The organism is Rossellomorea oryzaecorticis, from assembly GCF_045897515.1.
Taxonomy (GTDB): domain Bacteria; phylum Bacillota; class Bacilli; order Bacillales; family Bacillaceae_B; genus Rossellomorea; species Rossellomorea enclensis.
Map to the genome: position 1 here is coordinate 25,486 of NZ_JBJOSA010000015.1, position 24,354 is coordinate 49,839.

24 protein-coding genes are annotated in these 24,354 nt (G+C 47.6%); 20 read left to right on the forward strand and 4 right to left on the reverse strand.

Annotated elements, in window-relative coordinates; genetic code table 11:
* The first annotated feature begins 54 nt into the window (after positions 1-54).
* The 8 genes from ACKA06_RS15780 (at position 55) to ACKA06_RS15815 (ending at position 10,183) form a co-directional block, all read left to right on the forward strand.
* Complete coding sequence (locus ACKA06_RS15780) at positions 55-1,965, forward strand: putative thiazole-containing bacteriocin maturation protein (protein WP_411160089.1); 1,911 nt, start codon at positions 55-57, stop codon at positions 1,963-1,965.
* Positions 1,962-3,908, forward strand: a complete 1,947-nt coding sequence (locus ACKA06_RS15785; RefSeq protein WP_411160090.1) for a TOMM precursor leader peptide-binding protein — start codon at positions 1,962-1,964, stop codon at positions 3,906-3,908. Before ACKA06_RS15780 ends, ACKA06_RS15785 begins: the two co-directional genes overlap by 4 nt.
* A gap of 21 nt (positions 3,909-3,929) precedes the next feature.
* Positions 3,930-5,564, forward strand: coding sequence for a SagB family peptide dehydrogenase (locus ACKA06_RS15790; protein WP_411160091.1), 1,635 nt, complete (start codon positions 3,930-3,932; stop codon positions 5,562-5,564).
* 837 nt (positions 5,565-6,401) lie between these two features.
* Positions 6,402-6,527, forward strand: a complete 126-nt coding sequence (locus tag ACKA06_RS15795) for a 3-methyladenine DNA glycosylase (protein ID WP_197670386.1) — start codon at positions 6,402-6,404, stop codon at positions 6,525-6,527.
* Positions 6,528-6,605: 78 nt separating this feature from the next.
* The gene (locus ACKA06_RS15800; RefSeq protein WP_411160092.1) at positions 6,606-7,382 is read left to right on the forward strand and encodes an MBL fold metallo-hydrolase; all 777 of its coding nucleotides are present in this window, start codon (positions 6,606-6,608) and stop codon (positions 7,380-7,382) included.
* Positions 7,383-8,044: 662 nt separating this feature from the next.
* Positions 8,045-8,764 carry a trehalose operon repressor gene (gene treR / locus ACKA06_RS15805; RefSeq protein ID WP_032086073.1) on the forward strand — a complete coding sequence of 240 codons (720 nt, stop codon included), beginning with the start codon at positions 8,045-8,047 and terminating at the stop codon, positions 8,762-8,764.
* Between the two features lie 138 nt (positions 8,765-8,902).
* The gene (locus ACKA06_RS15810) at positions 8,903-9,670 is read left to right on the forward strand and encodes a DUF6612 family protein (protein ID WP_411160093.1); all 768 of its coding nucleotides are present in this window, start codon (positions 8,903-8,905) and stop codon (positions 9,668-9,670) included.
* A 120-nt stretch (positions 9,671-9,790) separates the two neighbouring features.
* Positions 9,791-10,183 carry a nucleoside 2-deoxyribosyltransferase gene (locus tag ACKA06_RS15815; protein WP_411160094.1) on the forward strand — a complete coding sequence of 131 codons (393 nt, stop codon included), beginning with the start codon at positions 9,791-9,793 and terminating at the stop codon, positions 10,181-10,183.
* Positions 10,184-10,295: 112 nt separating this feature from the next.
* Here the strand turns inward: ACKA06_RS15815 and ACKA06_RS15820 are convergent, their stop codons facing one another.
* Complete coding sequence (locus ACKA06_RS15820) at positions 10,296-12,023, reverse strand: amylo-alpha-1,6-glucosidase (protein ID WP_411160095.1); 1,728 nt, start codon at positions 12,021-12,023, stop codon at positions 10,296-10,298.
* Positions 12,024-12,148: 125 nt separating this feature from the next.
* Here ACKA06_RS15820 and ACKA06_RS15825 point away from each other — a divergent pair, with 125 nt between their 5' ends.
* The 3 genes from ACKA06_RS15825 (at position 12,149) to ACKA06_RS15835 (ending at position 16,892) form a co-directional block, all read left to right on the forward strand.
* Positions 12,149-13,639 (forward strand): PTS transporter subunit EIIC, encoded by a 1,491-nt coding sequence (locus ACKA06_RS15825; protein ID WP_081940987.1) that lies wholly within the window; start codon positions 12,149-12,151, stop codon positions 13,637-13,639.
* Positions 13,640-14,403: 764 nt separating this feature from the next.
* A complete protein-coding gene (locus ACKA06_RS15830; protein ID WP_064566162.1) occupies positions 14,404-15,708 on the forward strand; it encodes a hemolysin family protein in 1,305 nt (434 codons plus the stop codon).
* 80 nt (positions 15,709-15,788) lie between these two features.
* Positions 15,789-16,892, forward strand: coding sequence for an AI-2E family transporter (locus ACKA06_RS15835; RefSeq protein WP_411160096.1), 1,104 nt, complete (start codon positions 15,789-15,791; stop codon positions 16,890-16,892).
* A gap of 57 nt (positions 16,893-16,949) precedes the next feature.
* Here ACKA06_RS15835 and ACKA06_RS15840 read toward each other — a convergent pair whose 3' ends face one another.
* A complete protein-coding gene (locus ACKA06_RS15840; protein ID WP_411160097.1) occupies positions 16,950-17,369 on the reverse strand; it encodes a MarR family winged helix-turn-helix transcriptional regulator in 420 nt (139 codons plus the stop codon).
* Positions 17,370-17,451: 82 nt separating this feature from the next.
* Positions 17,452-18,186: an SDR family NAD(P)-dependent oxidoreductase gene (locus tag ACKA06_RS15845; RefSeq protein WP_411160098.1), complete on the reverse strand. Its 735-nt coding sequence runs from the start codon at positions 18,184-18,186 to the stop codon at positions 17,452-17,454.
* Positions 18,187-18,397: 211 nt separating this feature from the next.
* Here ACKA06_RS15845 and ACKA06_RS15850 point away from each other — a divergent pair, with 211 nt between their 5' ends.
* The 4 genes from ACKA06_RS15850 to ACKA06_RS15865 all read left to right on the forward strand — a co-directional run bounded on the left by ACKA06_RS15850 (position 18,398) and on the right by ACKA06_RS15865 (position 19,986).
* On the forward strand, positions 18,398-18,832 hold the full coding sequence (locus ACKA06_RS15850; protein ID WP_411160099.1) for an NUDIX hydrolase: 435 nt from the start codon (positions 18,398-18,400) through the stop codon (positions 18,830-18,832).
* A 180-nt stretch (positions 18,833-19,012) separates the two neighbouring features.
* Positions 19,013-19,213: a hypothetical protein gene (locus ACKA06_RS15855; protein WP_058297164.1), complete on the forward strand. Its 201-nt coding sequence runs from the start codon at positions 19,013-19,015 to the stop codon at positions 19,211-19,213.
* Positions 19,214-19,237: 24 nt separating this feature from the next.
* A complete protein-coding gene (locus ACKA06_RS15860; protein WP_411160100.1) occupies positions 19,238-19,543 on the forward strand; it encodes a hypothetical protein in 306 nt (101 codons plus the stop codon).
* Between the two features lie 23 nt (positions 19,544-19,566).
* Positions 19,567-19,986 carry a GNAT family N-acetyltransferase gene (locus tag ACKA06_RS15865; protein WP_411160101.1) on the forward strand — a complete coding sequence of 140 codons (420 nt, stop codon included), beginning with the start codon at positions 19,567-19,569 and terminating at the stop codon, positions 19,984-19,986.
* Between the two features lie 456 nt (positions 19,987-20,442).
* On the opposite strand, the gene ACKA06_RS15870 is transcribed toward ACKA06_RS15865, so the two are convergent.
* A complete protein-coding gene (locus ACKA06_RS15870) occupies positions 20,443-21,993 on the reverse strand; it encodes a hypothetical protein (protein ID WP_411160102.1) in 1,551 nt (516 codons plus the stop codon).
* 165 nt (positions 21,994-22,158) lie between these two features.
* Between ACKA06_RS15870 and ACKA06_RS15875 the strand changes: the two genes are divergently transcribed.
* From ACKA06_RS15875 to ACKA06_RS15895, 5 genes are all read left to right on the forward strand, one after another.
* Positions 22,159-22,482 carry a hypothetical protein gene (locus ACKA06_RS15875; protein WP_411160103.1) on the forward strand — a complete coding sequence of 108 codons (324 nt, stop codon included), beginning with the start codon at positions 22,159-22,161 and terminating at the stop codon, positions 22,480-22,482.
* A 69-nt stretch (positions 22,483-22,551) separates the two neighbouring features.
* Positions 22,552-22,833 (forward strand): hypothetical protein, encoded by a 282-nt coding sequence (locus ACKA06_RS15880; RefSeq protein ID WP_411160104.1) that lies wholly within the window; start codon positions 22,552-22,554, stop codon positions 22,831-22,833.
* Positions 22,834-22,862: 29 nt separating this feature from the next.
* Positions 22,863-23,114, forward strand: coding sequence for a hypothetical protein (locus tag ACKA06_RS15885; RefSeq protein WP_032086087.1), 252 nt, complete (start codon positions 22,863-22,865; stop codon positions 23,112-23,114).
* 20 nt (positions 23,115-23,134) lie between these two features.
* The gene (locus ACKA06_RS15890; protein ID WP_411160105.1) at positions 23,135-23,854 is read left to right on the forward strand and encodes a DUF2711 family protein; all 720 of its coding nucleotides are present in this window, start codon (positions 23,135-23,137) and stop codon (positions 23,852-23,854) included.
* Between the two features lie 19 nt (positions 23,855-23,873).
* On the forward strand, positions 23,874-24,272 hold the full coding sequence (locus ACKA06_RS15895; RefSeq protein ID WP_032086088.1) for a VOC family protein: 399 nt from the start codon (positions 23,874-23,876) through the stop codon (positions 24,270-24,272).
* Positions 24,273-24,354 lie beyond the last annotated feature (82 nt).

The window sequence follows — 24,354 nt, forward strand, 5'->3', positions numbered from 1 at the left end:
TAGTAATGACGGTCACTAAAACAATTTGAAAGCAGCGGGGGAAGGAGGAGCGTTATGGAAAAGTTGGACCCTTCTATGCGCTTGAAAGTGAAGAGAGATACGTTTTACCTCCCTGAACCAGACAGGGGTGTTTATTTCAGGAATAATCAGTGCTCTTTCAGGATGGAAGGCAGCGGGATCGATCAGTGGGTGGAGAAGCTGCTGCCGATGTTCAATGGGGAGTACTCGCTTGAGTATATGACCAACGGACTGCCGGATGCATATAAAAACAGGGTCATGGAAATTGCAGAGGTCCTGCACGCCAATGGATTTGTCCGCGATGTGAGCAGGGACCTTCCGCACGGGCTGCCCCGGCATGCCGTGGAAAAGTTCGCATCACAGATCGAGTTTGTGGATAGTTTGGCAGATTCGGGTGCATCAAGATTTGAGACCTACCGCCATTCCAATGTGCTGGCAGTGGGTTCCGGTCCTTTTTTGACCTCACTCGTTTCATCTCTGATCGAATCCGGGACGGCAAAGCTGCAGGTTCTGATCACAGATGACGCGCCGACGAATAGAGGACGGATTCTCGAGCATGTGGACCATGCCCGTCAAACTGATCCGGAGCTGGAGCTGCATGAAGTCGCGTTCAGTGAAGACGGGTGGCGGGAGACTTTGAAGCCGTTCGATTCGATTTTATATGTGACGCAAAACGAAAACCTTGAGGAATTGGACCGGCTCCAGGCCATTTGCAGGGAGGATAAAAAGCTGTTTGTCCCGGCAATCTGCCACCAGCAGAAAGGTATCGCCGGGCCGATCATCCATCCTGATTCAGAGGCTGGCTGGGACTCTGCATGGAGGCGCATACACGCCACTGCATTTAGAAAAAAAGAACAGTGCCCTGTCCCATCGGCGATTCCGGCCGCGATGCTCGCGAACATGATTGTCTTTGAAACGTTTAAGGAGATAACGGGCGTGACCAAACCGTCCCAGAGAAATCGGATCTTCCTGCTGGACACAGAAACGCTTGAAGGAAGCTGGCATTCCTTTTTGCCGCATCCGCTGGAGACCGGGAAAAGAGCGGCTGAAGCTGTCCGGAACCTGGAAACCCGGCTGGAGCAGGGTTCAGAAAGAAAGGACCCGGAAAAAATACTGTATTTCTTCAGTCTGCTGACGTCAAAGGAGACAGGGGTTTTCCATGTATGGGAGGAAGGAGATACGAAGCAGCTGCCGCTTGCGCAGTGCCGTGTCAGGCCGGTTGATGTATTGTCCGGGGGTCCGGCAGAACTGCTGGATGAGATGGTCTGCAGCGGCTTGACCCATGAAGAGGCACGGCGGGAAGCAGGGCTGCAAGGAATAGAGGCATACGCTTCAAGGCTGGCCCGTTCGATTGTTCCACATCGTGAAGGTGAATACATGGCGGCCTGTACAGGGGCGACGTTTGCGGAAAGCGTGGGACGCGGGATCCGGAAATGTCTGACGGAGGAGCTGAGAAAAAGGGAGAGTGTTCAACCATGTGCCATTTCCCGGCTTGAGTTGGATGAGGTCGAGGATGAAAGATGCAGGTTTTATTTAAAGGCGCTGACCACGATGCAGGGAGACACGGAAATCGGGATGGGTGAGGACGTGGCTGGATTTCCTGTCGTCTATGTACGCGGGGAAAACGGCTGGTATGGAAATGCTGATTTCACGCGCACCTCGGCACTGAGGAAATCCCTGCAGCATGCGATTTTTCAAGCCCAGAACGGTATCGATGCTTTTGATGCCAATCCTATTGCTGCTGTATCTGCAGAAGGAAGTGCAGGGAGAATCGCGATTTCTGGCGATGAAGATGGGATCCAGCCTGATTCCTTGAAAGAAGCCATTGAAACCTTGAAGAGGAATGGGATGCGGGCAGCGGTGTATGAACTGGAGATGGAACCCGTTTTTAAACAGGAGCTCCAAGGCGTGTTTGCTGTGCTGCTGCGAGAGGAGGAAGCCCAATGAATTCTTTCGTGGTGATTGTCGGGGACGGGATGCTTGCGGACCGGGTTTGTGCGCAGATTTCCGCCTGGTATCCCGTGTTCAGGCAAAGCAATTTTAAAAAAAGATTTCCTGTGCGTGCGGATTTGGTGCTGGCACTGGATGATACGTGGAATCCTGCCGTTCATCAGCAGGCAGAAGAAGTGACGAGGGGGGCTCAAGTCCCGTGGCTGAGGGGATTTATTTCGTTCGGGGAGGGAGTCATCGGGCCGCTCGTCCGTCCTGACAGACCGGGATGCTCGCAATGTGCCGATCTGCGGCGTCTCCTCGGCGGGAAGGAACGCCATGAGATGCTAGAAGTGCAGGGGACACTGGCTGAAGCCGGTGGAATGACGAGGGACCCGTGGGCGTCAAATACCGGTCTCGTGCATATGGCTCACATCATTGCGGCTGAAGCGCGCCGGGTGATCGAGGGCGAAAAGCCACTTTCGGAAGGCAGGGTATGTCTAACTGAACTGAAATCATTGAACAGCTCGTGGCACTCCTTCGTTCCCGACTCTTTATGCGGGGTCTGCAGCCGGATTCCTGACGATACACCGGAACTCGCCCGTGTGTCCCTTCAGCCGAGCCCGAAAATCAACAGGGGCAGTTTCCGCTGTAAACCACTGGGTGGGTTGAAAGACATTCTTGTAAAAGATTATCTCGATAATCGGACGGGACTTTTTAACAGTAAGATGTATGACCTGGTGACGCCGTTTGCGGATGCGAGTGTCAATATGCCGATGTTCGACGGGGATGAAGGGACGGCCGGCCGGACTCAAGTATACTCGGACAGCGAGCTGACCGCCATCCTTGAAGGATTGGAGCGCCACTGCGGACTGGAGCCGCGCGGCAAGCGGACCGTCGTCCATGACAGCTACCGGAATGTGAAGGGGCAGGCACTCGATCCTTTGAAGGTCGGCGTGCACACCGATGAACAATATGCCATGACAGGATTTCCATTTGCGAAGTTCGATCCGGACAGGGAAATCGACTGGGTGTGGGGCTACTCACTCATCGAGGAGCGGCCGATACTAGTCCCTGAGCTTCTTAGTTATTACAGCCTGGGCTGCGGCTCAGCCGGTTTTGTATATGAGACGTCCAATGGCTGTGCGCTAGGAGGCAGCCGTGAAGAAGCGATTTTTTACGGGATCATGGAGGTCGTCGAACGGGATTCATTCCTGTTGACCTGGTATGCAGAGCTCAATCTGCCGCGTCTTGATCCGCTGTCTGCCGGTGACGCGGAACTGGAGTTGATGATTGAGCGGATGCGGGCGGTCGCGGGGTATGATCTTTATTTGTATAACGCTACGATGGAGCATGGGATTCCGAGTATCTTCGCGATAGCAAAGAACCGGAAGGATGCAGGATTGAATCTGATCCTTGCGGCTGGCGCGCACCTGGATCCTGTCAGGGCGTCCAAGAGCGCAATCCAGGAGCTTGCCGGGATGATGCTGAATCTTGATGAAAAGCTGGAGAAGAACAAGGTGAAATATGAAAAAATGCTGAACGATGACTCGCTGGTGAGGCAGATGGATGATCACGGCATGCTGTATGGGCTGCCGCAGGCGGAAGAACGGCTGGGATTTTTACTGAATGACAGCCGGCCATTGCGGAATTTCGGGGAGGAATTCAAATGGATGTCCGATCACAGTGATCTGACGGATGACCTGAAGGATCTCCTTGCCGCATTGGGCAGCCGGAACCTCGATGTCATTGTTGTTGACCAGACCGCGCCGGAACTGGAAAAGAACGGCCTGCACTGTGTGAAAGTGCTGATCCCGGGCATGCTGCCGATGACATTCGGGCATCATCTTACCCGTCTGACAGGACTCGAACGGGTACTGAACGTCCCGGCGGAACTGGGATATGCCGACCGGCCGTTAACATTCGAACAGCTCAATCAAAAACCGCATCCATTTCCTTAGGATACTCGGGAGGTAAGGAGGTTGAATCTGGAAGAGTTTCTGCACAATCTGCAATTTGATATCGAGCGCGCGAATCAGCCGAACTGGGAAGCGGACTGGGATGATGCGCCACTCCCCTATAAGCTGTACCGGGGATTGCCGGGGGTGGCATTGTCTGCAGAAGTACCGCTGTCCCTTACCGGGATCCGGCCGCCGTCTGAACCTGATTTAGAAAGAATCGGCCATTTTCTCTGGTATGTCTACGGGATCACCGCGGTAAGCCAGTCGGTGTATGAGGATGATCCCGGGGAAGAGGCGCCTTACCCCGTCCACTCGTACCGGCGGTTTGCTCCATCCGGAGGGGCGCTGTATCCGAATGAACTTTATCTTTATTTAAAATTGGATGATCTGCCGGACGGGATCTACCATTATGATGCCGTCCGTCATCGCCTCGACCTACTCCGGAAAGGGAAATTTGATTCGTATGTGGAACGGGCACTCGGCAATCGCTGTGATATCTCATCCTGTTTCGGCACGGTATTTGTCTCCACCCGATTCTGGAAAAACTTTTTCAAATATAATAACTTTTCTTACCGGCTGCAGGGGCTGGATGCCGGCGTTGCGGTTGGACAGCTGATTGAAACAGGCAAACGGTTTGGGTTTGAGTCAGGTGTGTATACTCAGTTTCTTGATTCAGCCGTCAACCATCTGCTTGGACTGAAAGAGGAAGAAGAAAACGTCTATAGCGTTATCCCGCTTTCGGCTGCTGTAACGAATTGGGCCGGAACCAGGAGGGGAATGGAAGGCGAATTCACGAGTCCAGAATTATGCAGGGAGCTGCCATCTATTACTACTGAACATTTCGAGCGGTCGGAAAAGGTCAGGGAGTTTCCGATGTTACTCGCGGTGAACGAAGCTTCCAAGCTGGATTGTACCGGGTATTTTAGCAGGCTGGGCAGACAGCAGCGTGTTGACGGCTGGGAAAAAGAAATCCATCTGCCTGAGGCCGGAGCGCTTGAGTATGATTTTGTTTCGGCGTGCAAAAACCGCTATTCACCGGAGATGGATTTTGCGATGGGGAAGGTGAGCCAGGAGCAGCTGGCGGTTTTATTGAAAAGTGCACATCACTCTTTCCGAAACGACATAGGTGAAATGACTTTCGACGTGGAACCCCGTGTTTCAATTTACGGTTGTTTTTATAACGTTGAGGGCATACCTGATGGCGCCTACGCCTATGACAGCGGCCGTCATTTATTGGGGCAGATCGATACAGGGGATTACCGCCTGCAGCTGCAATCAGGATTGTCAATGGATAACGTCAATTTGCTTCAGGTGCCGCTGTGCCTTCACATCGTTGCGAACAGAGAACATTATAAAGAGACCCTGGGATACCGGGGCTACAGGATCATGCAGATGGAGGCCGGCATGCTTGTGCAGCGTCTGCTTTTGACTGCTTCTGCTTTGGGATTAGGCGGACACCCGCTGCTTGGTTTTGATACGACGCTGACGGACCGGATTTATGGATTGGATTCTGAGGGCGGAAGGACCGATTCTGGGGGGCGAACTGCCGATTCGGGTGGCCGCCCGACAGATTTCGGTGGCAGAACCACCCTGATCCAAATACCAATCGGGCCATTTCGGGAGCGGGGGTGGATGAAGGGGAGTTTATTGAGTTAGTGCAGTGCCGTGGGTATCGGGGGAGCCGCTTTTTGGTACTGATCGGTGCGGGTTTGATTGTGGTTTCTGGTAGATCGGGGACGGTTCCCGGTCTACTTTTTTATATAGAAAATCCTGGCCGTATTTATCACACTTCTTATGCTGAATTAATCCGGTTAGTTTACTATTAATATTGAATTATGTGGGGAATTGAAGTATATGATGGCTGAATTAGGTTAAATGAAAGTTGGGGGAGGATAATAGACGTCCGGATTACCCTGATTAAGATTCTATTGCGGTATTAAAGCGATTTTGCGTGGTGAATCCAGTCATATTTAAGATTAGATGGCACTTGAATGTCTAATAATGTGGGTTGTGACAGCTAGAATTGGAAATTAATTGGTTATTCTTTCGAATTCCGGTGGTAATCTTCGAAATTGGGTCGATAATCTTTTAATTTCACCTATAATCTTCGAATTTAGCGGATTATTCTTTCGATTCTGCGATTAATTCAACCATATACCAAATAAATCCAATTCAACTGCTTACATAGCATGTCTGTGGAAGGTCAAGAGGACAAGCGTCACCATGGGATCAGGTATATCCACAGAGCGGGGAAAGTTCCCAACCTATTTTTTGCGCGTTCTGTATCATAAATTCATACATAAACACATTAAAAAGCACAATGTCCCTCTTTTACCACGATGAGAAATCAGTTGTACATTTATACTCTTTTATATCCGTGTCCCAGTTTTTGTTTTTTCTACTGTTCTGAAGGGAAAACGCAGACTAGATACCAGATCTTTACTGGAAGTATTCTGAATTTAGTTATAAGACTGTTGAAAAGGAGGTTATCTAATGAATGAAGAAAAAGATAAGGACTCCATTGAACAGCAGAAAAAGAAGGAAGAAGGCAAGGACATAGATCCCCAGCGTGATACGGACAAGCCTGCACACAGCAGGAATGAAAAGACCGACAAATAATTATAAAATCCCTGCTTACAGCCATCATCCATTGACTGGGAGGGTTCTTATATATCCTTAAAAAAGGAGGAATGCACAATGAACAAGAAAATCCCTGTCACGTCTGTAAAATCCGGCCATCTGATTGAACCGGCACCGGGTATTCATCAATACACCAATCAGGTAGTCAATCTTTTTTTCATTGATATTGAAGGTGATTCAAATCGCTGGGTGCTGATTGATGCCGGGATGCCAAAGTCCGCTGACGAAATAATGGAACAGGCGGAAAAGCTTTACGGAAAGGGTGCGCGTCCGGAAGCCATCTACCTGACACACGGTCACTTTGATCATATCGGAAGTCTTGAAAAGCTAATCAGTGTTTGGGACGTGCCGGTATATGCCCATAAGGAGGAGTTCCCTTATTTAACCGGGGAGCTTGATTATCCTAAGCCTGACCCGAATGCAGGTAAAGGCATGGTGGTGAAACTGTCTCCAAAGCTCTTCCCGAATGAGGGGATCGATATAAGCGGAAACATTCACCCCTATTCAGATGATCATCAGCTGCCCCACCTGCCGGGCTGGCAATGGATTCACACGCCGGGGCATACACCGGGACATGTCTCGTTTTATCATCACGATAGCAGGATCCTGATCGCAGGTGACGCATTAATTACCGTTAAACAGGAATCCTTATCCCACGTACTCACTCAGCAGAAGGAGCTTGATAGTCCCCCGGATTATCTGACGCAAAATCAGGATTTAGCCTTCCGATCAATCAAGGTGATCCTGAGTATGAAGCCGCAACTTCTACTCAGCGGTCATGGGAAGCCGATGAATGTGGAGGAGTTGAATAAGAGTGTCGGGGATTTGGATTAGAAATAGAGTGAAGCCTTTCTGATTAGGGGAGGGCTTCACTTTTTTAGTCGTATCAGTTTGATAATCCCCATGCTGTTCAGGGTAGTGGGGGAACGATATTTCACATGGTAAAATCCTTCCCCGCTGCCTGGCGAATGTTCTTTAATAAGAAAAGAAGCGGGAGAAATCAGGGCAGTACATATAAATTTCGAATTGAGTATGAAATTTAAGCTTCGGAGGGCTGGATTAGATTAAATGGAGATGGAGGCTGGATAATAGAACACCGTTTTTTGACAGGAATGGAGGTTTGAAGCTATTTTCGTGGTTAATTCAGGCACATTTGGTTTTGAGACTTCGTTAGAGGACTCTTGATAGAGTTTGAAAGGGGAATGTTGCAGATGGAAATGGAAAATAGTTGGTTATTCTTTCGATTCTGGTCGTTAATCTTCGAAATGAAGTCGAAAATCTTTTAATTTCCACCTTTAATCTTCTAATTTAGACGATTATTCTTTCAATTCTGCGTATAATTCCGTCAATTACCAAGATAATCCATAATCTCAGACTGCGGTAGTAGCCGTCACCACCGGTCAACGGCAGTGATATTAATGAACCGGGGTACCTGTCCACATGAATTTTATGGTACTATCTCAATAAGAAGCACAAGCGGAATACAGGAGGCAGCCATGCCAAAAACGAAATACATTGAGATTTATGAAGACCTGAAACATAAGATTGAACAGAATATTTATGAGTACCAGCAGCTGCTGCCTTCGGAGAACACACTGGTGAAGGAGTATGACTGCTCGCGGAATACGGTGCGTCGTGCGATCGGAAATCTGGTGAACGACGGGTATGTCCAGACGAAGCACGGGCAGGGAGTGCGTGTCATTTATCAGGATTTCAAGCAGAATGAATATATGTTCGGGGAGACGGAGTCGTTCAAGGAGTTTGCCCGGCGGAATCATAAGCAGCATGAAACGAAGGTGATTTTGTTTGAGGAACTGACGGTGGATGAGGAGATCCATGCGCACACGCTGATCCCGGTCGGGGTCGAGGTGTATCATCTGAAGCGGGTCCGCTACCTTGAAGGAAAACCTGTCATCATGGACCACAACTATTTCAGGAAGGATGTCGTGAAGGGGCTGACGGCCGAGATCGCGGAGGATTCCATTTATCAATATCTCGACAGGGAGCTCGATCAGCGTGCGGTCACCGCGAAGCGGAAGATGGTGGTGGAACGTACGACGGAAGAGGATGAGACTTATTTAAATCTCGACGGATTCAACAGCGTCGTCGTCGTGACGAGCCATATCTTCAATTCGGATGGTGTCATGTTTGAGCATACCCAGTCGCGGCATACACCGGGGAATTTTGTGTTCTTTGATCAGACTCGGAGGAAGTAGGAACTGAGGCGGATTGCTCACCGCGGTAGATCGGCCGGTCATGCCGGGTAGATTCAGCAGCGGCATTTGTCAGGAGGAGGACTCTCTCAATATGAGGGTGGTTCTCCTTTTACTTTTATTAGACATACAGGGGGTAAAATGAAGAAATTATTTTTAACATCACTTGCAATAAGTACTTTGACTCTCGGATTATCAGCGTGTTCGCCAAAACCGGATACACCGGAAGAGATTTTGGATGCTTCCATAAAGGCAATGGAAGAAACGAATAGTTTTCGGATAGACATGAATATTGACCAGGATCTCACCTACGGACCTCGAAGCGGCGAGCCCGACAAACAGACAGCAAAGATTGTGACAGATTACGTCAAGGAGCCGGAAGGATTGCACCTCAACACTCATATGAACGTGGCCGGTGCAAAGGTTGATGCAGAAATGTATCTTGCAGAAAGCGAAGTGTATACGACTTCTTCGAGATGGGATCACTGGTACAAAGGGAAGGAGGATGGTTATCAGCCGTCTCTGGATACGGTCAGGAAAGTGGTGGATCTCACGGAAAGACTGGGATGGTTCAAAACTCATTCAAAAGAAATGGAAGTGAAGGATGATGATCAATGGGTCCTTACATTCAGCGGTGAAGGTGAAAAATTCAATCGGTTCACTGAATTCATACTGGATCTTTCCAAACCGGCACTCTATCATTCCAAATACTTGGAAGATATTAAGACGAATGAACTGACTTACACTATTTACATCGACCGGGAAAGCTTCCTGCCAGTAGAGTCTGAAATCAACATTGATATCGAGATGATGAATGAACTGGATGGTAACGAGATGGCCACCACCCAAACCATTAAAGAGACTTACACGAAGATAGACGAAATTGAGGCAATTACCATTCCTTCATAGGTGAAGGATACGGCAAAGGATAAGTTTTAGTTCAGCTAAAAATCAACCGTGATTATGAATTCTTTTGCAAATAAGATTGGCAGAGACTCAATTTACATTCACAATAAGGGAGAAGGATTTATGGAGAAATTTTACGTAGCATCCAGCTTTCGTAACCTCGATGCTGTCCGCTATGTCACCAGCAAATTAGTAGATAACGGTTATTTTCATACATATGATTGGACCGCCAGTGAAAAGGCAAAAGGCTCATTAACATTGGATGATCTAAAAACAATCGGAGAGAACGAAAAGAAGGCTGTCATGGAATCTGATTTTATTGTTGTTTTATTACCCGGCGGGAAAGGGACACATATTGAATTGGGTATTGCCATCGGCCAGGGAAAGCGGATCTTTCTTTATTCGCCGGACAGAGAGATTGATAACGTGGAAACGACGAGTACGTTCTATCAATTACCAGAGGTGGAGAAGTGTTACGGTACACTTGATGATTTATTGAAGAAAATTTCAGGATGAATGGCTTTGTTTGTAGGGTTTTCGGAAGAATCAAAATAGGTAAGTAGAAACACCCAGGCCATTAAAGCCTGGGTGTTTTTCTGTCTAATTGTCTTTTAGAATACGTTTTGTATTATCCAGCCAGTTTCCCAGCCAAATGAATAAACACACTCGACGTCCATGTATGCGCAAGATCCCTCAATCCCTCACCGGTCTCAGCATGGAAGTTCTCCGCGAATCCTCCGTGTTTGCAAAGCTCAAGGAATTTCCAGGACACGTCTTTCGCCAGTTCATGTTCCCCGCATTCTTCAAATGCCTCTACAAACAGAAGGGTTGTCGGTGCCCAGATCGGGCCGCGCCAGTAGGCATCCTCTTCATAGAGAGTGCTGTCGATCGCTTCCGAAGCAATTCCCCACTTTGTCAGATAACGGTCGCTTCTCAGTGTGTCGATCATTTTTCTGCGGACGGCTTCTGGCAGTTTATCAGCAAGGATGATGGAAACCAGCGGCAGATAGCCTTCGCTTTCAATCGCTTTGCCGTCCCTTGTGAAGCGGGCGACGGGCAGGTCGTCGACTAGGAAGTATTCGCAGAATTTCTCTGTGTATCTGTCCGCTTCTTTTTCCCAGTGGGCTTGGTCTTCTGTCCTGTTCAGTTTTCCAGCCACGACTGCGAGCATGTCCATCGATTTGATCAGGAAGGCTGTCAAGTCGGGTGAATCGATGATGTCGGCATCCCTGAACACGGTGCTGTTGTCCTGGCCGGAGTCATTTCCGTGATGGTATTCGCAGATACCGTCGCGGTTGAAGTCCTTGTATTGAAGGTAGAATTCTACGTGTCTCTTGATCTGTGAAAAAATGGACTCCAGCTGTTCGGTGGAGAGGGTCATCTTTTCCATCATCTTCAAGACGAACAAACCTTGCACCGGCGGTTTGGAGAAGTTCCAGCGGATGGTCGAATCGCTGACGGAACCCGGGATCTGGCCTTTTTCGTCCTGGTGGTCGAATAGAAGCTGAATCTGATCCCATGCGAGTTCATCGTCGACACCGGCAAGGGCCAGTCCGTTGAAGGCGTTGTCCCAGCTCCATACACCGGGGAAGTTGGCGTTCGACATGTACATCGCTTTTCTTTTTAACAATCCTTGCTCATTGACGATGCAGGTCCAGTTCAAATACGCGGCTGCTCTCAATGTTTGTTCATATCCTGCAGGGACAGCCGGTTGTTTCTCCAAGAATGATAGAAAATGATTCGTACTTTTATCCAGTGCCGCCTCGAATGAGTATTCCCGTTCTTCCGGGAAACCGCCATTGGTCGGCACGTCTTCGATGACACATAGGAAGTCTTGTGCCCCGTCAAGTTGGGTAATGTGTATGGAGGACAAGTTGTCCGCCTTATCTGTGCTCCCGGTTGTGTCCATGAAGACATTCTGCTGAAGGGAGACAGAGCCGTTCGGGGCAAAAATCATGTACTTGGTGAGATTCTTGTAGCTGTTAATCAGGCAGAATTCTTCCCCTGGATTTCCTAATAGATAGTTATATTCAAAGTTGAAGACGGGCTGAGTGTCGAGGATGAGCCCGGCGTTCTCTCCGGTCCCTTTTACAAAAATACGCTCGGAGTCTTCAAAGCAGAGGTGAAGTTCCCCCCCGTCGAATGAAAGTGAGATGCGGAATTCGTCTGCTTCATATTTGTAAGGTACGGGTTTTCCGTTCATGGCAGGGATGACCTTTAGGGCATTTTGATGCTGCTTGGACTTCCCCCGAACCGAATTCAGGTACAAGCCGTTTTTCTCAGGCGTTTCACTTTCTTGGAAGGTGAGGGCCATATAGGAACCGAAGTGGCTCATCGGTGTGATTGTGATATCCATGTTGAACGCTCCTTTTTTTCGAAATTGTCTTGACATTGATTGATAACAATTTATACTGTACTATAACGAACTTGTTTAAACAAGTTGAAAATTTATGAAAGCGATTAATCGAGGAGGTCAAGAAGATGGGCTTTAAGGAGAATGTTTCAGACATTATAAAGAATATAGGCGGCCCCGGGAACGTCAGCAGTGCCTCGCATTGTGTGACAAGGCTGCGCCTGGTGCTCGTGGATGAGAGTTTGGTAGATATAGAGGCCCTTGAGGCAAATGAACTTGTGAAGGGGACGTTCTCGGCGAGCGGTCAATTCCAGGTGATCATCGGTCCGGGTATGATTGAAAGGGTTTACAGTGAATTTGTCACGCAAACCGGTGCGGAGGCCGTGACGAAGGACGACATGAAGAAGGAAGTTGCGGAGAAGGGGAATGTCATTCAGAAGGGTGTCCGGATGCTCGCGGATATCTTCATCCCGATCCTGCCGGCGATCGTTGCGGCCGGGCTGCTGCTTGGGTTGAATAATATGCTTGCCAATCCTGGCATCTTTTACGATGAAAAATCACTGCTCGACGTTCACACCGGCTGGACAGGCTTTGCCGAGTTCATCAATGTGATTGCCAATACAGCGTTTACATTCCTGCCAGTGCTCATTGCCTGGTCGGCTGCGAGAAAGTTCGGAGGAAGTCCGCTGCTTGGGATCGTACTTGGTTTATTATTAGTGCACCCATCCCTGATGTCCGCTTATGCGTATGCGGAAAATCCGGGGGATGTTGAATATTGGAACCTGTTCGGATGGGACATTGCGAAGATCGGGTATCAGGGACAGGTGCTGCCGGTCATTTTTGCCACATGGATCTTGACCTGGTCTGAAAAGCAATTAAAGCGGTTCATCACGGATAATTTACAAATGATTTTTGTAGCGCCGCTTGCATTGGTGTTCGCGGGGCTGTTGACGTTCGGAGTCATCGGACCGATCACGATGACAGGATCGAACTGGATCACGGACGGAATCCTGTATCTGTTTGAAGTATCGCCTGTCATTGCCGGCGCAGTGTATGGATTCATCTCAGGTCCGCTTGTGATCACAGGGATGCATCACATCTTCTTGGGTGTCAACTTGCAAATGGCCGGAACGCTCGGCTATGTCACGTTATGGCCGATCGGGGAAACGGTCACACTTGCCCAAGGTGCAGCAGCATTGACGATGTTCTTCATCATTAAGCAGAACAAGAAATTAAAAGGTGTTTCTTTAACGGCAACACTTTCTGCATGGCTCGGAGTAACGGAACCGGCCATCTACGGAATCAACCTCCGATTCCGCTACCCGTTCATCGCTGTGATGATCGGTAGCGCGGTCGGAAGTGCTTACTTGGCCGCACAGGGAGTGAAGGCGACCTCCGTCGGAGTGGGCGGCGTGTTATCATTCCTGTCCGTTTATCCTGAACACTGGGCATTCTACTTTACGGGAATGACCATTACGTTTATCATCACGGTTGGATTGACCTTCGGGTTCTTTAAGAGTAATTTCTTTAAGAAGACGGCTGATGGAAAAGCTGGTGCTAAGAGTGGGAGTGGTGTGAAGAATGAGAAGAAGTTGAAAGCGAAAAATGTTTCGGTTTGATGATTTTTTACGGGGTACCCAGTGATGGGGCCTCGTATTTTTGGTTTTATAGGGGCGAGTGGGGGCTCATGCTTGTTATCGGGGGTATTATCAGGGCATGAGTTGTGTTTATTATCAAAACCGGCCGACTTATTATCAAAAATCCCAATATATTAAAACCGACCATTTATTATCAAAAATAGAAATATATTAATCAAAAACATGTAATCAGCGCTCTTAATACCCGGCGGTGTATCATCGAGAGTTCTGGCCAGGAATGCACCCAGACACCCAGTCCAACATCCCCCCTGCTTTACGCCTCCCACCAAGATACTTATCTAAAAAATAAGGTGTGAACCGTCCCCCAACCAACCTCATCTTTTACGGTGTACCCACGATGATTCAAGGTAACCCAAGAGGGGGAAATACGTTTTCATAAGCTTTAAAGGCCGCAGGGATGGTAAAAAATAAATAGTAATAGATTGTTTGATTATAAACCCGGAATTAGGTAAAATCTTTTTATATTCATTTTTTTGAAACGGCTGGGGGGATGGAAATGGGACAGAGAAGCTAAGATTGCTTGCGGGACGCGCAGGAATATATGTTGGTACGTATCAGCGCGGGCTGCTGAAAGCCGGAAGGTCTGCTTCTCATGACAGGTTCTATGCTATCCCTTCATTAGATAAGTAGATTCATAAGCTTTCATCTCCCGTCATCATTTACTTTGTGAATGTATTTTTAAAAATAATGGAGGTGTAAGCCTCATCCATGGATGAGGCTGCTAATTGACAACGTCTATAAATTTACTATTGATTGCTTTATTGATTGCTTTGACCGCATTTTTCGTGGCGACTGAGTTCGCGATTGTGAAGGTGCGGGGGTCGAAAATCGACCAGCTTGTTGCCGAGGGCAGAAAGGGGTCGATGGCGGCGAAGAAAGTCGTGACGCATCTCGACGAGTATCTGTCTGCCTGTCAGCTCGGGATCACCATCACAGCCCTTGGACTGGGGTGGCTTGGTGAGCCTACCGTTGAGAAGATCCTGCATCCATTGTTCGCTTATATGGAGCTGAATGAGACACTCACGCATCTGCTGTCATTCGGTATCGCCTTTGCGCTTGTGACCTTCCTTCACGTCGTGGTCGGAGAGCTCGCCCCGAAAACGGTGGCGATCCAGAAAGCCGAGGCTGTGACATTGCTGTTCGCGGGCCCGATCATCTGGTTCTACCGGGTCATGTATCCGTTTATTTGGCTTTTGAACGGTTCAGCCAGGGTGTTTGTGGGTATATTTGGACTAAAGACTGCTTCTGAGCATGACGAGGTCCATACTGAAGAAGAGCTGAGGATTCTTCTTTCGGAAAGCTATCAAAGCGGGGAAATCAATAAGAATGAATTGAAGTATGTGAACAACATCTTTGAATTCGATGAGCGGATTGCCAAGGAAATCATGGTGCCGCGAAAAGAAATCGTCTCGCTTTCGATCGACGATACATTCGCCGACGTGGTGGAGACACTGAGAAAAGAGAATTTCACCCGTTATCCGGTTATCGACGGTGATAAGGATAACATCAAAGGGTTCGTCAATATGAAGGAGCTTCTGACTGAGACGGTGACAAGGAATCTTGAAGAGGACCATTTCAGGGTTCATTCGTTCCTTAATCCGATTATTACCGTCATCGAGACGATTGCGATCCATGACCTGCTTGTGAAAATGCAGAAGGAACGCGTGCATATCGCCGTGCTGATCGATGAATACGGCGGAACGGCCGGGATTGTGACCGTTGAGGACATCCTTGAAGAAATTGTCGGTGAGATCCGTGATGAATTTGATGAGGATGAAGTCGCCGAGGTCAGAAAGCTGAAGGACGGCCATTATCTGCTTGATTCGAAGGTGCTGATCAATGAGGTGAACGCTCTTCTGGGCATTTCGATCGACGTTGGGGAACTTGACATCGACACGATCGGAGGCTGGTTCATGACGCATAACATCAATTCCAAAATCGGCAGTGTCATCGAAGAAGAGGGATACCGCTTCAAGATCATTGAAAAAGACGGCATCCAGCTCCGTTACCTTGAAGTGACGAAGCTCTAAACGCAAGAAAAGCAACTGGTTTGGTAGACCGGTTGCTTCTTTTCATACATATGAACATTCTTTTAAGGTAGGTGATTCAATTGGCAAAAAGCAAACTGTATCGATGGAGCATCCAGATTCTCATCATCTTGACCATCATTTATGTCGCAACGAAAGTCCAGTTTTTATTTCAGCCGATCGGGGTCCTGTTCTCCACAATCTTTTTCCCGATCATCATTGCCGGATTCCTTTATTTCCTGTTGAATCCCCTGGTGAATCTGCTTGAAAAACTGAAGCTGCCGAGGACGGTCGCCATCCTTGTCCTTTATGCATTGATCATCGGGGCGATCAGCCTGATCATCGGGAATATCGCACCGATCATTTCAAAACAGGTGACCGGCCTGATCAATGATATGCCTGACTATGTACGGCAGACCCGTGATTATATCATCCATTTATCCGAGAGTGAACAGTTCAAGTGGATGATGAATCAGGATTATGTTCCGCTTGAGGATATCGAGAAACGTCTGGGTGAGTATGCCAATACCCTTCCGGACAATATTACCACTGCCATCACTGGCTTTTTCGGGATCCTGACAAGCATAGCGATCACGATCGTCACGGTTCCATTCCTGTTGTTCTTCATGTTCAAGGATGGACATAAGCTTCCGAATGCGATTGCAAAATTCATGCCGGATGCGTACCGCGAAGAAGGTTTGAAAACATTGCATGACACGAATGACACGCTGGCCGCATACATCCAGGGGCAGCTTCTTGTCGGCCTGTTCGTCGGGACACTGACCTTCATCGGCTACCTGATCATCGGTCTGCCGTACGCGCTGGTGATGGCCCTCATCGGAGCGGTCACGAACATCATCCCGTACCTGGGGCCGTTCCTTGGGGCAGCTCCGGCCGTCATCATCGCATTGTTCGATTCACCGACAAAAGCGATCCTCGTCGTGGTCGTCATCCTGATCGCCCAGCAAATCGAAGGGAACGTGCTGTCGCCGCTCATCCTCGGGAAGAGCCTCGACACCCACCCTGCAACGATCATCATCCTGCTCCTTGTGGCAGGTAATCTTGCCGGGATCCTTGGGATGATCCTTGCGATTCCGACGTATGCCGTGGCGAAGACCATCGTTGTGAATACGGTTAAGTTCATCAGAATGCGCAGGTATAATTTGAGTGAGTTGAAAAAAGAATAGTGTGTTTCAATAGAAAGCCCGTCCCTCCATTATCAGAGGGACGGGCTTTTTCATTTATTATAAAAAATGATTTAACTTCTCATAAATGGAGGTCAGCTGACGGCGCTCGTCTTTTGACAGCTTTTCAAAAAGATTCCTGCGCAGATTCTGACCTTCGTCGGCTGCTTTGTTGACCATTGCGATCCCTGCATCAGTTATTTCCAGATAGCTGTTTCTCCGGTCCTTCTCATCGAATAATCGTACGATCAGATTCTTCGATACAAGTTTATTAGCCAGATTGGTTAGGGAGGGAGGTGTAATGCCCAGGTTTTTGGCGATATCGGATGGACGGCTTTTCCCGTTCACCTGCAAATGGCTGAGGACCAAGATGTGAGAGATGCCGAGGCTTTCCTTGAACGACTTGTTCCACTGTATGATGAGTTTATTTGTGACTTGATCCATGGTGTGAAGCAATTCAAAAATCGATTGATCTTTCATAGCGGATTTCCTGCCTTTTTTTAAAGAATAAGAAGCCCTCATCATACCAATGGGGCTTCACAGCTGATTCCATCATATCATATTATTGGGCGGAAAACCCTCCATCGATCACGAGCTCGGCTCCGGTGATGTAGGAAGATTCATCAGATGCAAAATACAAGGCGGCATTCGCGATATCCTCAGGTTTCCCTAAACGCTGCAGGGGCGTGGCCATGACCAGCTGCTCCAGAAGCTCCTTAGAAGTCTGAAGGCCCTGGGTCATCGGGGTCTCGATGATGCCTGGAAAGAGGGTGTTCACACGTACTCCCTGGCGTCCAAACGTCGTGGCCGCTGCCTTCGACAATGCCCGAACCGCGCCTTTCGAGGCTGAATAATGATTGAAGCCCTGTCCGATTTGGGCGGTGTAGGAAGAGATATTGATGATGGATCCTTTTTTCTGTTCTGCCATGATGGGAGCGATGTGTTTGATCCCTGCGAATGGGCCGTAGCCGTTGATCGACAGCATCTTATCCCAATCCTCCAGACCGATTTCCTGGAAAGGCTTTTCTGAAGAAATTCCGGCATTGTTGACAAGGATATCGATTTTTCCGAACCGTTCCTTCACCTCTTCTGCCAAAGCAGCCCAGTCTTCATCCGAACTTACATTTAGTTTCATCCCGTAGACGTTTTTCTTTTTACTTGCTTTCCTTAACGCTGTTTCATTGATGTCGGCGGCAATGACGATCGCCCCTTCTCTTGCAAAAAGGTCAACCATGTTCTCCCCGATGCCTGAGGCTCCGCCTGTGATGATCGCCACTTTATTCTCGAGTCTTCCCATTTTCTATTCCTCCCCAAATTGTATCAGTTATTATTTAGTCGTCTAACTATTAGACAACTAAATAATAACATCTTTTAAAGCAGGAGGCTACAAATTGAGTGCTGGATGTTATATCCAAACAAGCAGTTGTTTGAGGAGGAAATCTTTGTCTTGGAGTGGAACTAGTAGAGGAGAAGCCGGTTTTACCGGCCGGGGAAAAGGGGGAAGATTCATGTTCATCGTCAACGTTGAAGCAGCTATCCATCGTGATGGAAAGTGGCTCTTAATAAGAAGAAGTGAAAAAGAGGAGCATGCGGCGGGGGAACTTTCACTCGTCGGAGGGAAATGTGATCCTGAAGGGGTGTCGAGTGACATACTCGAACGGACCCTGATCCGGGAAGTGGAGGAAGAAGTGGGAGCGGTGATAGGCGGGCTTGTCTATGTGAACAGTTCTTCCTTTGTAACGGATACGGGGGTAAACGTGGTTGATATCGTGTTCCTTTGTCAGCTTCAATCCGGCGAGCCTTACCCGAAGAGTCCGGATGAAGTCGGTGAGGTGTTGTGGATGACGACGTCTGAAATATTGTCAAATGAGGACATCCCGGATTATTTAAAAACGAATGTCTCGCTTGCAGAGACGAAGCTTCAGGGTGCCGGCTGCTCATAATGAAAAAAGTGTTCATGACATCATGAACACTTCAGCCTGACCATGATCGTCACGCCGCCCTGGTTCGCGTTACGCCGATCGTGGCGGCAGGATGCGGGTTATCATCCTGTCTTTAGCTTAAAGTATGAAACGCGTTTCAGAGCAAGGGAATTTTTTGAAAAATGTAAAGGAGAGTCCAACATGATGTATTTTTTTATTTTCATCGGAGTCATCGTTCTTTATTTTGGAATCAGGATTTGGATCGGCTCCAGAAAGATGGTTTTTTATGGGAACAGCTTGAAAAATCAATCTCGCAATTCCAGAGATGAAGCATATGAAAAATCTGCACAGCATGCCCCTCAGCTTAGGAATAACAATAACCGGGGCGGGGGTCCTGCATAACTATTCTTGATAGGGGATTGTATGATGAAAAAATGGATCGGGATTATAAGCACACTCCTTCTGATGTTTCTTATTTTGCACAGCACACCGCATCTGGCAGTGAGGACCAGCGTTTTTGTCATGGGATATCCTGCCGCAGCATTGAAATCAGGCATTGCAGACGATGTATTTCCAAAATATGTGGATACAGACGATTTAAGCGGATCAAATGAAAAAGTATACACCCTCACAGAGCCGCCTGTAGAAGAAGCCACCCAGGGGCAGTTGAGGAATTATCGCGTAAAGAAAATCGGTTTTCTGCATTTCGCTGAGTATTATGGTGAAGGGTGAACCTAGCTTCAGGGGGGGAGTAAATGATACTCGATATAAAAGAAGAATTTCACACCGATGATCTTGAGGAAATGAAAGCAGTCTATCAATCTGTGGGATGGATGAAGCATTCTCCTGAGGTGATTAAGCAGGTCTTTGAATCCAGCAATGTCATTGTGATTGTCAAAGCAGAGGAACAGGTTGTCGGTTTTGGAAGGGCCCTGTCTGACGGTGTGTTCAATGCCGCCATCTATGATATCGTCGTTCACCGGGAGTTTCAAAATCAAGGCATCGCCTGTAAGATCATGAGGAGTTTATTGGAAAGACTCGAGGGAGTTTCCTGCGTCCATTTGATTTCCACGAGCGGGAATGAGGAGTTTTATAAGAAGTGCGGTTTCAGAAAGGTGAAGACGGGGATGGCGCGGTATATCCGGGAGGAATTGCAGGATGAGTATCTTGAGTGATGCTTGTCTTTTTTTGTTTGGAAGCAGCGGTTTTTGAATTTGATAATAAATAGGCAATTGTGATGATATACGCTGGGATTTGCTTGTATTTCAAAAAGATCGCAGATTGGTTCAGTGATGATGGGGTGTTTTGATAATAAATCGTTGATTTTCGATAATAAAACTTTTGATTTCGATAATAAAATTCGGATTTTCGATAATAACCCCCGATCTAATCCATCGCAATGGTTGATTTACTCTCCTTTTTAAGTGGAGGCAGCCAAATCTATAGTTCCGAATACATGTATTGAGTGTTTTTTAGGTGGGTTTTAATAAAAAGTGGTCTTGAAACAACACAAATAAAGCCTGTACTCCGCTTTTTTCAAGAATGGAAGCGGCTGTAATGAGGGATAGTTTGTGGCTCAACCCAAACAAAAAGCCCGCACCCCGGCCACCCAGGATGCAGGCATTTCCCAATCAATACAAATTAAATATATACGGGCCTATGAACGTAATGTAGAGCAGGATGTACGTGCCCATGAAGTAAAATGCGCCGCCCATCGAGCCCCAATCCGGGTCCCGGCCGAATTTCCAGATGGCGAGAGTGATGACCGTCAGGAAGGTGATGACGGCATAGGCACTGCCCGGAAAGAGGAGATACCCCGGGGCCATCTGCTCAAAGTAGGCATTCATTGCATTCTGCGTATAGGACACCGGCATGAAAATAAAGATGATGATGGAAAGGTACTCAACCCAGCTGATCCCGTCTTTCTCGAATGCGTTCGGCTTAAAGATGTACATGAGGATCAGTAAGAACAGGGAAGGCAGCACCCAGTAGAATGAAGTCATGATCGTCACCAGGCTGCTGAACATCATGAGCACGCCGTTATTGATGGCTTCTTTAACAGAACTCTTCGACCAGTTGGTGCTTTCCGAGATGACCTCCGGATTTCGGGAGCTCCCTTTCAGTGCATAGTCTGCTCCGTCATAATTCACCCAGACAATCGCTTCATCGGAAATCTTCAGCGGCGGATAGGAGACGTGTTTTGTCGTGCTCACCGGTGCTGCACTGAAGACTGCACCATCTTCTAAAGGTGCGGCATACACGCTGACCGTGTTGTTATCCCCGATCTTTGTGCCTTCCGATGTAAGGAGGATCATTTCTCTCCCTTCCATTTCCATCAGCTGCACGCCCCCGGGACTCATCAGCTTCTGTCCGGTATCACTAAGATCGAACTCTACTTTTTCCCCTTCCAGCATGGAATTCCCTATCTCCTCAACTGGAGTCTCGAGCTTGAATACATTATAGGCAAGTGTTCCCTGGCTCCTTGACTTTTGATTATAAAAAACAAGCAGGTTTCCGTCCTTTATTTTAAACGTAAGTCCATCCATCTTCTTATTAGGTGAGCTGTCGACAGTCAGGAAAGCGCCGCTCGCATGCTGCTTTTCATCTAAGTAATAAAGAACGTCGTGTGTATTGTCTTTCTCGACTTGAACGACCGCGCTCCCGTTGTCTGCCACATACATGCCGGCAATGGCATTCGGGAAGGTATGAACATCGGAGGAGGTTCTTTTCTCAGTATCGTACCGGCTCAATGTACCGTCTTTCCAGAAGAAGACGTCATTCTTTCCTGTTCCGAGACCGGCAATATCTTTTTCAAGAATCTGTTCTTCGCCGCTGGAGGACAAAAGTAAATTTCCGCCTTTATAAAAAATGTACTGCTTTCCATCCGTCCAAAATGGGTACCCTCTCGTAATCTTTGTTTTTGTCGTGCTCTCTTCGGAGATTGCCAGTTTATCATTCATCTTGATTGTCTGCACATGACCTTCTGATGCGATATGTATCTTGTCTTCAGCATCCACAAATACCTGGGGCTTCTCCTTGAACGATTCCTCGAATGGCAGCGACCTGCTCCATCCCTGTTGCGGAAGCTCTTTCACAAGCAGCAGTTGATGGACGAATAGTGCTGCTATAAATATTAACGTAATCCCAATTGGCAATCCAAAGGCTTTCAACTTCTCTTTCATTGCATAACATCCCCCATAGTTGTCTGTATAATTTTGAATTTTAACACAAAGGTGCCGTCATAACACCATAATTTTACAAATCACTAAATCAGAGCACACTAAAATTCACTGTATATGGTACGATTACAAATAGTTGGGATTTATAAAAGAAAGGAGATGACGAACATGTTTGTTTGGTTGAATCTTGGAAGCCTGGTGCTTGGCTTGATTGCATGGGTGCTGCCGTTGATAACCCTTGTGGCTGATAAAAAAGAAAACACTCCGCATCGGGGGATGCTCTCCATCATAAGCTTCAGTGCATGCGGTGTTTCATTATGTTTTCAAATTCTATATATCTATCATAAGGTAACGGTTGAGGACTGGAGTGCCCTCCTCGATACGATGTACGCCGTCGCGTCAGCTTCGGTCCTTCTTCTGGCCGTCACCATCCTGCTGAATCTTCTCTCGTTCATCGTACAGCGCAGGGCGGGAAGTAAGGTATTGGATTGAATTGAAAACTTAAATCAAACACCGAACGTCTAAATAGTAAACAATAAAATCATAAGGGGGATGATCACGTTGAAAAAATATTCCTGGCTGAGTTGGGGATCGGCAGGAATCCCGGCTGGTTTATTCATCCTGTTGTTTGCGGTGCCTGGCATTGCGGAGCAATCAGTGGTTAAAGGTATCTTTTATGCATTATTTTTAGGGGTTCCAATATCTATTATTTTAAGTGTTATTGCACTATTCAAGAAAAGTGAAAAGAACGGATTTGCTGTGCTGGGGCTGTCCTTATCCATGCTGCTGGCCGGTTCCCTTATTTACCTGCTCCTGCTTGGTTTCGGGATGGGGGAAGCGTAAATCGATAAGAGATAAAGGGGGAAGATCGCATGAAGAAAAAATTAAGTTTTCTGTCGTTTGTCTTGTTTTTAATAGGAGCCTTATTCTACGTCATGATGCTCTTTGGACGGGATGAATTTCTGCTGGCAGGCGTGAGCTGCTCCGCGGCGGGATTGATCATTGCCTTGTTTTCAGAAAGAGGGACGTTTAAAAAAATCGCCATCGCCGGAAATGGTGTCATCGTGGGCGTCGCGCTCATTGTACCGTTTATCGTGACGACGTTTTTTTGGAACACGCCTTGATTTAGGGGGAGGGTCTGCTATTGGAAGAGTTAGAATGGATGGCCAATGCAAAATCGCTGCCGGAGCCTCACAGGTATGCGGTGTGTGCATACGAAGATATGCCGATCAAAGAGTTTTACGAAGGAGTATTTGAAGACGTCTTTATTTTTTATCATCCTTTCATCAAACCCCGAACGATCGGCTATGAGCGATTCATGCCGGATACATATCCTACAAGAATGGAAATCATGGAACATTGTGAAGCAGTCACGTGGGAAAACGTTTTGAAACTGACAGGGATACCGGATGCCGCTCAGTTGGATATCGGACTGCGTTCGTTGATTTATGGATTGAAAAAGGAATTTGCAAATGATGACACGGCGAAGATCATTGCAAATATTTGCGAACAGGAAAAGATTGTGTGTCCAACCGAGGGTCTTTTCCCTGAAATCATCATGGCCGGCCTTTTAGAAAGTATTAAAAATCTTGGCCATGATTGGATCTGGTGCGGGGATGAATTCTGCACAGAGAGAAAATTGGAGTATACGGAAGACTTGATCAAGGATTTGGATTTGCTCCACAGGGAACGGAGGAATCTCTTCACCCATGATCAATCCATTTTGATCACAACTCATTGGGACAGCCATTTTTCCATGCTTTGTTCTGATAAGGCCACATTGAAAAAAATAGTGGAAGAGTGTCAATTGGAAGGGTTTTATTGTAATGACCACACAGAAATATATTGGAGTCTGAGTAACTAGCTGTTAAGGAGGTACCAAATTGTCTGAAGGACTGCTTCATCATATTGAAATCTACGTATCCGATCTGAAGAAATCATCAGAGTTCTGGGGATGGTTTTTAGCTGAACTGGGGTATCATTCTTATCAGAAATGGGAGAAGGGAGAAAGCTGGAAGCTCGGGGAGACCTATCTTGTGTTTGTGCAGACGGAGGAGAGGTTCCTTGACGAACCTTATCACAGGTGCAGGACGGGATTGAACCATTTGGCGTTTCATGCGGCTTCCCGCGGGCGGGTGGATGAGATGACGGAAAAGCTGAGGGAGAAGGGGGCAAGGATCCTCTATGAAAACCTCCACCCTTTTGCAGGCGGGGAGGATTATTATGCCGTGTACTTTGAAGATCCCGACCGGATTAAGGTTGAGTTAGCTGCTCCTGTGTAAAAACGGGTGGAGGGCCTCAAGAGTCATGGAGGTCCGCGTTTAATTATAACACTATTCAGAAAATGGATTGACCCCATTTTGA

Coding starts and splice junctions, on each gene's coding strand:
- ACKA06_RS15780 (WP_411160089.1), top strand. CDS start 55: ATGGAAAAGTTGGACCCTTCTATGCGCTTGAAAGTGAAGAGAGATACG.
- ACKA06_RS15785 (WP_411160090.1), top strand. CDS start 1,962: ATGAATTCTTTCGTGGTGATTGTCGGGGACGGGATGCTTGCGGACCGG.
- ACKA06_RS15795 (WP_197670386.1), top strand. CDS start 6,402: ATGAATGAAGAAAAAGATAAGGACTCCATTGAACAGCAGAAAAAGAAG.
- ACKA06_RS15800 (WP_411160092.1), top strand. CDS start 6,606: ATGAACAAGAAAATCCCTGTCACGTCTGTAAAATCCGGCCATCTGATT.
- treR (WP_032086073.1), top strand. CDS start 8,045: ATGCCAAAAACGAAATACATTGAGATTTATGAAGACCTGAAACATAAG.
- ACKA06_RS15810 (WP_411160093.1), top strand. CDS start 8,903: ATGAAGAAATTATTTTTAACATCACTTGCAATAAGTACTTTGACTCTC.
- ACKA06_RS15815 (WP_411160094.1), top strand. CDS start 9,791: ATGGAGAAATTTTACGTAGCATCCAGCTTTCGTAACCTCGATGCTGTC.
- ACKA06_RS15820 (WP_411160095.1), bottom strand. CDS start 12,023: ATGGATATCACAATCACACCGATGAGCCACTTCGGTTCCTATATGGCC.
- ACKA06_RS15825 (WP_081940987.1), top strand. CDS start 12,149: ATGGGCTTTAAGGAGAATGTTTCAGACATTATAAAGAATATAGGCGGC.
- ACKA06_RS15840 (WP_411160097.1), bottom strand. CDS start 17,369: ATGAAAGATCAATCGATTTTTGAATTGCTTCACACCATGGATCAAGTC.
- ACKA06_RS15845 (WP_411160098.1), bottom strand. CDS start 18,186: ATGGGAAGACTCGAGAATAAAGTGGCGATCATCACAGGCGGAGCCTCA.
- ACKA06_RS15850 (WP_411160099.1), top strand. CDS start 18,398: ATGTTCATCGTCAACGTTGAAGCAGCTATCCATCGTGATGGAAAGTGG.
- ACKA06_RS15855 (WP_058297164.1), top strand. CDS start 19,013: ATGATGTATTTTTTTATTTTCATCGGAGTCATCGTTCTTTATTTTGGA.
- ACKA06_RS15860 (WP_411160100.1), top strand. CDS start 19,238: ATGAAAAAATGGATCGGGATTATAAGCACACTCCTTCTGATGTTTCTT.
- ACKA06_RS15865 (WP_411160101.1), top strand. CDS start 19,567: ATGATACTCGATATAAAAGAAGAATTTCACACCGATGATCTTGAGGAA.
- ACKA06_RS15870 (WP_411160102.1), bottom strand. CDS start 21,993: ATGAAAGAGAAGTTGAAAGCCTTTGGATTGCCAATTGGGATTACGTTA.
- ACKA06_RS15875 (WP_411160103.1), top strand. CDS start 22,159: ATGTTTGTTTGGTTGAATCTTGGAAGCCTGGTGCTTGGCTTGATTGCA.
- ACKA06_RS15885 (WP_032086087.1), top strand. CDS start 22,863: ATGAAGAAAAAATTAAGTTTTCTGTCGTTTGTCTTGTTTTTAATAGGA.